Here is a 7463-nt window from a genome sequence, read left to right as displayed (position 1 = left end):
AACACGGCCCGCCCGCACACGAGCCTGAACGGGCTCACCCCAGCCGCATTTGCAACCCGCCCCGCATCGGGGCAAATGGAGAACAGGCTCTGCTCATGAACGAGGGCAATTAGGGGGCAGGGTCACTCTTCCCCTGTCCGGGACCTTGGACACCAAGAGGCATCCGTGGAGGAGGCCCAACTCATCCCGAAGCCCGCGAGCGTGGTGTGTCTGATCCCAAGGCTTCGTCGAGCGATGCCTTCGCACCGCAGACGCAAAGGATGGAGCGCGCACGGGACAGTCCCACGTACAGCGTCTCACGCCCGTCGATGGTGTTTGCCCTTCCGCCAAGCCACACGACCGCTGCGAGCGCTTCTAGCCCCTTGAACCTGACGACAGTGTCGAGCAGAACGCGACCCTGTGAAGCAAACTTGGTACTCCAGCTGGTGCCAGCTGGAAGTCGGTTTGCAAGCAGGGCACGCTCATAATCCGATCGCCGCGCCCGATCTGCGATCAACACGACGATGTCGCGGGGGTCGAACTTTTCTTCCACTAGCAGCCTGGTCACGAACCGGGAGATCGCGCGAGCCTGCCCTTCGAGGGATTCCTCCAATAGGCGGACGATCGGTGCGCCAGGAACCGGCGGCGGCTCGGCGGTTGGGCCAGCGTAGTGTCTGAACGCGGCCCTATGGATCGCCTCCGTGTTTCTGCAGTTCTTCGACAGACCAACGGGCGACAGATTCATGGGGAAGCCGGCTGCCAAGCGATACACAGCTTGGTTCTCATCGAAGAACACGTACAGTGGCGATCGATCGGGGTCCGCGAGAGACAATTCGAGCGGTAGCCAATACTCGTCAGAAAAATCTTGGCCTTCGTCAACGACGATCGCGTCGTAACGCTTGGCGACCGCTTCCACGGCGAGTGTGAAGGCTGTTGGAAGGTGAAGCGCGAAGTGATCGCCCCTCGGGTAATGAAGTCTAGCTTGCTCCAGGACGTCCTGTCCCTGAGCGGATGCGGCTTTCGCCCACGCTTCACAAACCTGATGAAAACTCGCTACATCGAGACCGTCGACACCTGCGCACAACGTCCGCATGTGGTCTGCCAGCGGCCGGTTGAAACAGGTCAGCAGCGTCGAAAAGCCCTCGGTCGCAAGCCGCTTGGCCTTCTCTACAGCCAGAAGAGTTTTCCCGGTTCCCGCTCCACCGCTGACCGCAACCCTTCGCTGTCGAGAGAGCAGGTCCAGGACACGCACCTGCTCTGCCGTAAGGCGCAGCCGCTCGTCATCTTCCGCAGCAGCCGCATGCGACAGCAGGGGCCGGACTTCGACCACCCGGGCGAACACTCGCCGCACAAGATCCACACCAGCCGGGCCAAGAGTTCCGAATGACTCTGGTGATCCGCCACTGGACCCACGCCAGTGTTCAAACACGCCCTCGATCCATCGACGGATCTGAGAGATGTCAGAGTTGTCCCCCAGGATCTCTGCCGGTGCATCGGGCCCCCGAAGGCGACGCGCATCGGCCACGTCTGGGAGCAACACGCCGTGGCCAACCACGATCCTGCCTATTCCAAGTCGCCTCCAGTCAGGATGTTCGCGCAGCTTCGCCAGCAGCGAATGCTTTCCCCGGACGGCTTGTCTGAAGGGGTTCGAGATCGGATGCTCCTTGGCTTGGGCATCAACCGACGACCATTGGCCGGTCCGATAATCGACCCGTACACCACCCCCTTTAACCTCGATGGCAAGCAGCCCCAATTCGGGGTGAGCGACAAGGAAGTCAGTCTCTCCATCCGTCGCCTCGCCGCTCTGGAGGCGCGAGATCCATGCAACCGAGTGGAAGACTGTGTAAGCCTCAGGTAGCTGTTCCTGCAGGGCGACGTAGACCCTTTGTTCCGCCTTGGATGGTGTGGGGACGTTTCCACCGCCGTAGTCAGGGTAGCATCGGGCCATTGATCAAGTGTCCAACGGCTCAAGCTGCGGGTCACTCGCTAGGAGGTTCTTCACGCCTCCCTCTTGGAACTTCACCTGCATGCTGCGCATGCGACCGCGCTCGCGGATCTCAAGAATTGTCCCTCGCCCGAACGCCTTGTGGCGAACGGCGGCCCCTTCGACAAAGCGCACCGACGCGCCTTGTGCCTGATCCTCCGCTGCGTACCGCCAGCCATCATCGAGGCAGAAATGGTCAGTGTGCGCGAAGGGATCCCTGATGGCGTAAAGACGCTGCTTGGCAGGGTCTTGAGCAAACTCGACGACGTACACCCAATAGGTATCGGCGTGCTCCGCAGCATGGTCGAACTGGGTACCCGAAAGCCTGACGGCGGAACCGTCCCAGGAGCCGGCGATGCCCTTCACTTCGATGAGGCGCTCCAGGTCGCCGGCGCTGTTGCGAGACTTGATGTCGAAGCCCGGGTGGTTATGGGGCATCACGTCCGGCAGCCGACCCGCCGCGAGCTCATAGCGGACGGCCGCCATCATCGCTCCTTCATCGCTCTTCTCGCTGGCGTTGAAGGGCTTTCCATACCGATCCTTGATCTTCTGTACGGCCTCGCGAGCAACGACAATCGTTGATGTAACCAGCCCGGAAGCCGGCGAGCGCGGGGCTTGCGATCCCGGAGACGCGCCCGAACCCGGAGTGCCACGCGATCTGCCTAAGTCCGTGCCGCTAGCACTGCCCGAACTGATAGAGTTGGCACTACTTCCGGCGGGCCGCGTGTTCGCTCCGTTCACGCTCCCTGGTCCGCCGACATGTGAACCCAGGTTCGACGGAGTGGCGGGACGCTCTGGGTCACCACCATTGTTCTGGGAGTCCGCACTGCTTTGCCCGCGTTCAGCCGAGGTACCGTTTGTCGCGGACGGCTCTGCAGAGTCGGAGCCCTCGCTATCACTGGGCTCAGTCTGGCCCGCTTCCTCATGTCCATCCCATGGGTCTTCTTCGCCCTCTTGGACGTCTACCGTCTGGTCGAATCCATCGAGATCGGCGTCGTCGCCTGGTGCATCCGTCGCCTCCGCCGGCGCGGTATCGACATAGCCGATGTCACGAAGGATCCCCCACGCCTGCTCCTCAGATTCGGCCTCGACGACGTCTTTTGCCGAGTTAGCCGCCTGCCCCACTGCCGTGGCGGGCTGCCCAGTCAGGATGTCGAGGAAGAGACTCCGCAGGATCAGGAACACCGGTCGGGTTGCCCCTGATCGAATCAGAACATGGGCGCGATCGGCGTGCAGATCCGCGTAGGCATCGGCGGCCACGGGCCTCGTGACTGATGGTGGATCGGATATGCGAAAAGCGTACTGAACCCTTATGCCGCGGGCTTCCTCAATCGTTAGGCTGCGGAGGACCGAACTAAGCCTCGGCGCTACGGACGGTTGGTAGGACCTGACGATGCATTGAAGGAGTGGTTCACGCTGTCGTAGGCGTGTCTCGAGATCAACGCGCCTCCGCCGGTCGCTGGCGTCGACAAGCATCTCTCTTGCCAAAGTGGAGAGGAGCGGCACGCCAAGCAGCGCATATATACGTGCCGATTTCTCCCCGGCTCGGCCGGATGCGAGTTGCCCCGCAAATCCGTCGCCAAGACGCTCCGCGAGCCATTCGGCATCGACTGCCGAGAGTTCGCGCGGAGCGGCAAGTGTTCCCGCTCGGCTCTGGATCACTGGCGCATCTCCCAGCAGGGCGCAAACCTCCGCTTTTGCGTCAGGGTCTGCGTCGAGTGAATCGGCAAGGAGGCCTATGCACTGCGCGTGAGCGAGGCCGTCGTTTCCTGGCAGGGGCGCCGATCCGAGGCGCTCTGAAAAATCGAGGAGCCATTGAGCAAAATGTACCGCGGTCGGCTCTTCGGAAACACCGAGTTCGTCGAAGAGCGTCTTGTACCGTCGGTGATCTTCTGATGCCTGGAAGAAGCCCTGCAGGCGTGGGCGTGGTAGCGACCAGAAGACCTGGCGTGCGCGCAGTTGTAGCTTCCGGCCGTTGTCCCAGAGGATCGGCCTATCCTTTAGCAGGGGAACAAATTCACGCTCGCCGCGCTCCAGAGCTTCGCTGAGCATGGCGTAGCATGCCGGCGGAGGCGCCTCTTGTCGGTCCAGGCACCACGATAAGTGCGCAGCCACAACGTCCGATGCCGGAGCGTTCGGCATATCGACGAGTTCGAGAAACTCCGACATGCCCAGTTGGTTTGCGGGGAGATCCGCGACGGCGACCTGGCTGCGAAACGCCTCAGCTCGATACGGCTGGTAGACGTCCCCCGGTTCCTGCCATTCGCTTTCTCGTTCTCCCGAATCCCTACAAGGGACCCACGAGATCCACTTCAGATCATCGAAGGAATCGAGATCATCATCCCGCTCGTACTCCGACAGATGCCTAGCGACGGCCACGGCAACGGTCGAAATGGCGCGCCGCCGCTCAGCTGTCGGGGGGCCTGCGCCAGCCAAGTCACGAATCCTCCCAACCATGTCGCTGGCAGATGGGAAGGTTCTTAACCCAAGCCGGCGAAGGATGCCGATGGCGAGCTCCTTCTGATCCGCTGGAAGTGCCGTGTCGTCGAGCCAACCAGCAAATTTGCTACCGAGTAGCTTCTCGAGTTCCTCCGACCGCAAAAGCGCTTGGCTCGGAGGAACCGGTCGGCCGTCGCTTCGCCAACATAGACTCAGTTTTCGTGCGGCAGCGGCGACCTCAGTTTCACGCAGGATTGCGTCGTGTCTAACGAACTCCAGGAGCAGGGCTGGAAAACGACGCTTTTCGACTCCCTTGCTGAGAATCGCAGGCAGGCGCCGTGTCACGTAATCGCGGAAAGACAGGGTACCAACCCCGAGGACCGTCCGCAGAAAGGCCGCTGTCTCTTCGTTCAGCACCGCGGGATCCACGAGAGCGATTGAGCCAGTCGGGTCGGAAAAGTCGCTTGAGACGACAGAGTCGCCAGGTGTCGAGAAGCCTTGTGCCGTCCTGAGCATTGGGCACGAAGTGAGCCGTTGTCGAACTCCATCCCGTACCTCGGGAGCCGACATCCCCGGATAGTCTGATAGAAGTGCATACAAGCGGCGCGGTCCCGCGAGACCAGCCCCGAGCACCTGCTCTGCGGTCGATGAGTCCTTGATGCGGTGAGCTAGTTCTGCGGCGATTTGGCTGGGACCCAGGTGGTCGATGAGCTGCCACAATCGGCTGTGCTCCTGAACGGCCTCATCCGCGAGCGGCACGTCCGGGAGCACCCCGCTGATCCTCGCGTTCGTTACCCCAGGCGGGACTCGATAAAGATCGTCGATTGACGATAGGTCACCAGCGTGATCGAGGAGGAAGGGCGCCTTCTTCAGAAGATCGATCGTGACGGCCGGTGGCGCCGGTGTCGTGCCTAGCAGCGTATTCACGAGCGGCCAGAGAGCCCGGGCTTCATCGGGTGAAAGACCGTCTGCCTGCTGGGACTGAAAGCATGCCGCGACATCAGCCAGTGAAAGCGCCTTGCCTCCAAGGGCCAGGATCGCTTCGCGCGCTCCAGTGACCCGCGTTACCGTGCCATGCGGTAGTTCAATACCGAGCCGTCGCAGCACACTCTCGGTGTTCGATGCGAGACCTATCCGAACGAGTCGTGATCTTTGCGGCAGCGACCAATCGCCTTGGGCGGACGTCGGTACAATCGGCAGGCCCCGTGCCTGCGTGGAGATCTCCTTCCAAAAGGAGTGGAACACCTCACGTTGCGGACCGTCGTTCGCGCTGATGAGTCGGTTTGCAGCGACTAGGAGGCGCCAAAACGCAGCAGCACCAAGTGCGTCGCGCAACACCAGGAGGTTGCTTGCGATCGCTTGCGCAGCGACGCGCAACAGCATCTCGTTCCACGCCTGCTGCGGCCCGTGCCCCGCAAGCACGATCGTTTTGCGATCCTGCTTCGGAAAGAAGTCGCCGTTGATGTGGCAGGGAAGGCCACTCGGATCGTCCGTGGGCAGATAAGCGTATAACTGCCCCAGTTCTTCTTGGGGGCGCGCTTGGTCGCAGCGAAAGGCAACTTGAACAGCTTTCTGCCGCCGTTCGAGGCCTGCTCCATCGAACCTGGCGATAAGCTGTGCCGCTGGAGCGGAGGCGTCTCCTGACAGCAACAGCCACTCTTCGGGCTGCTTCTCCGACCCGCGCCGAATCGTCAGCCTGCCATTCGCCCGCTCTACTGAGACGCGCTCACGCAGTCGGCCGTGACGGCTCACAGACACCATCTTGACGTTGCGGAGGAAGAAAAGTGTGCGTCCTACAGCTCCAACCAGAGCATGAAGCATTTGGTCGGCTGCGTCCGCAGGGAGGCTGAAATCGGCGAGGCGTCGACGGAGGGGTGCTTTTGGGTCCATGGCCCAAGGCAGCTCGATGCGTGTGCCAGGGACAATCGGAACCGAACGAATTGTGGCGCCCTCTGCGGCAGGATCGAGTGCAAGTTCAGTCTTCCCAGATCGGATAACAGGCCGGTCTGTGATCTGATATACAGAAACGAATCCTACGCCGAATCGTCCAATAAGGGATCCTTCACCAGATTTGTTGGCACTACTAACAGTACTAAGGGCATGAAAATCACAAGCTCGATGGCCCCCGTTCGGGTTCCCCGTTTCTTTCCAGTTGCATTCAGCGTCTTCGGCGACGCGGCCACAGTCTGAAAACACGGAGTCGTTCTCGACTACCAGCCTGTCGTTCAGGACGTCGAACTGAATGTAGGACGCGCCAGCGTCGTCAGCGTTCTGGATCAGCTCGAACGCCATGGCATCAAAGCCTTGGAGCCCGGCCAATGCCCCTCGGATACTGCCGATAAGATCAGCCCTATAGACCCGCTGCTGCATGCATGCCCCCGCCAACAGTAGTATCGGAAGCACAATGGCAAAGCGAGTGGGGCGATCGACGGAGGGGAATTTCGACTCGGGCGTGGGTTCGAGAGACCAACCCGATGCCACCGAGGGTAGTTGTCCCGCCTCTACAAGCCGAAATCGCTTGGACCAATGCCACCAGGTCTTCGTGGGCGCCACATCCTCAAGCTACGGCAGCCGCCGCTTCGAGACCTGCAGCGCCAGAGGCGCCGCCGCGAGGTCCACCGTCGATGCGCTGACGTTCCGCGCCGTCACCCGCACGCTGTTGTTCGACCACACATGGCAGTCGAGCACGAAGGCGATGCTGCTGGTGTCCAGCGAGGCGTCCGCGAAGTCGCCCCGCCGTGCGCCCGGCACCGTGATGTCGACGTTCGCCGTCGCGCCGGGGCCGAGGCTTGGCAGGTCCCAACTCGTCTCCAGGACCAGCGTCCGCGTGCCGGCCGGCAGCGAGGGGCAGCCGTAGAGGATCGCCGGCGCGTCCTCCGGCAGGCCGTAGAGCCGCAGCGCCTCGAGCTCGATCTGCCCGTCGAAGCCGATGATGTGTCAATCGGCACACAAACGGGACCCCGGATCGGCGTGCAAAAGGGACCCCCTTTTGGTGTGCATGGACGCGCCCGGGTTGGCCGGTGCGGAGCCGTAGGCGCAGCGGCGGGCAACCCGGGCGCGG

General features: G+C 62.1%; 3 protein-coding genes. All 3 read right to left on the bottom strand.

Going from position 1 to position 7463, the window contains the following annotated elements; all coding sequences use genetic code 11:
• Positions 1–181: 181 nt before the first annotated feature.
• Complete coding sequence (locus AC1MIR_RS27000; RefSeq protein WP_480031264.1) at positions 182–1927, bottom strand: NERD domain-containing protein; 1746 nt, start codon at positions 1925–1927, stop codon at positions 182–184.
• A 3-nt stretch (positions 1928–1930) separates the two neighbouring features.
• The gene (locus AC1MIR_RS26995; protein ID WP_480031263.1) at positions 1931–6772 is read right to left on the bottom strand and encodes a protein NO VEIN domain-containing protein; all 4842 of its coding nucleotides are present in this window, start codon (positions 6770–6772) and stop codon (positions 1931–1933) included.
• A 192-nt stretch (positions 6773–6964) separates the two neighbouring features.
• Positions 6965–7153, bottom strand: a complete 189-nt coding sequence (locus AC1MIR_RS26990; protein ID WP_480031262.1) for a hypothetical protein — start codon at positions 7151–7153, stop codon at positions 6965–6967.
• Positions 7154–7463: the final 310 nt, after the last annotated feature.

Source organism: Falsiroseomonas sp. RANM36, from assembly GCF_056682175.1.
Note: the sequence above shows the minus strand (reverse complement) of the source record. Positions and strands in the feature narration are given on the sequence as shown.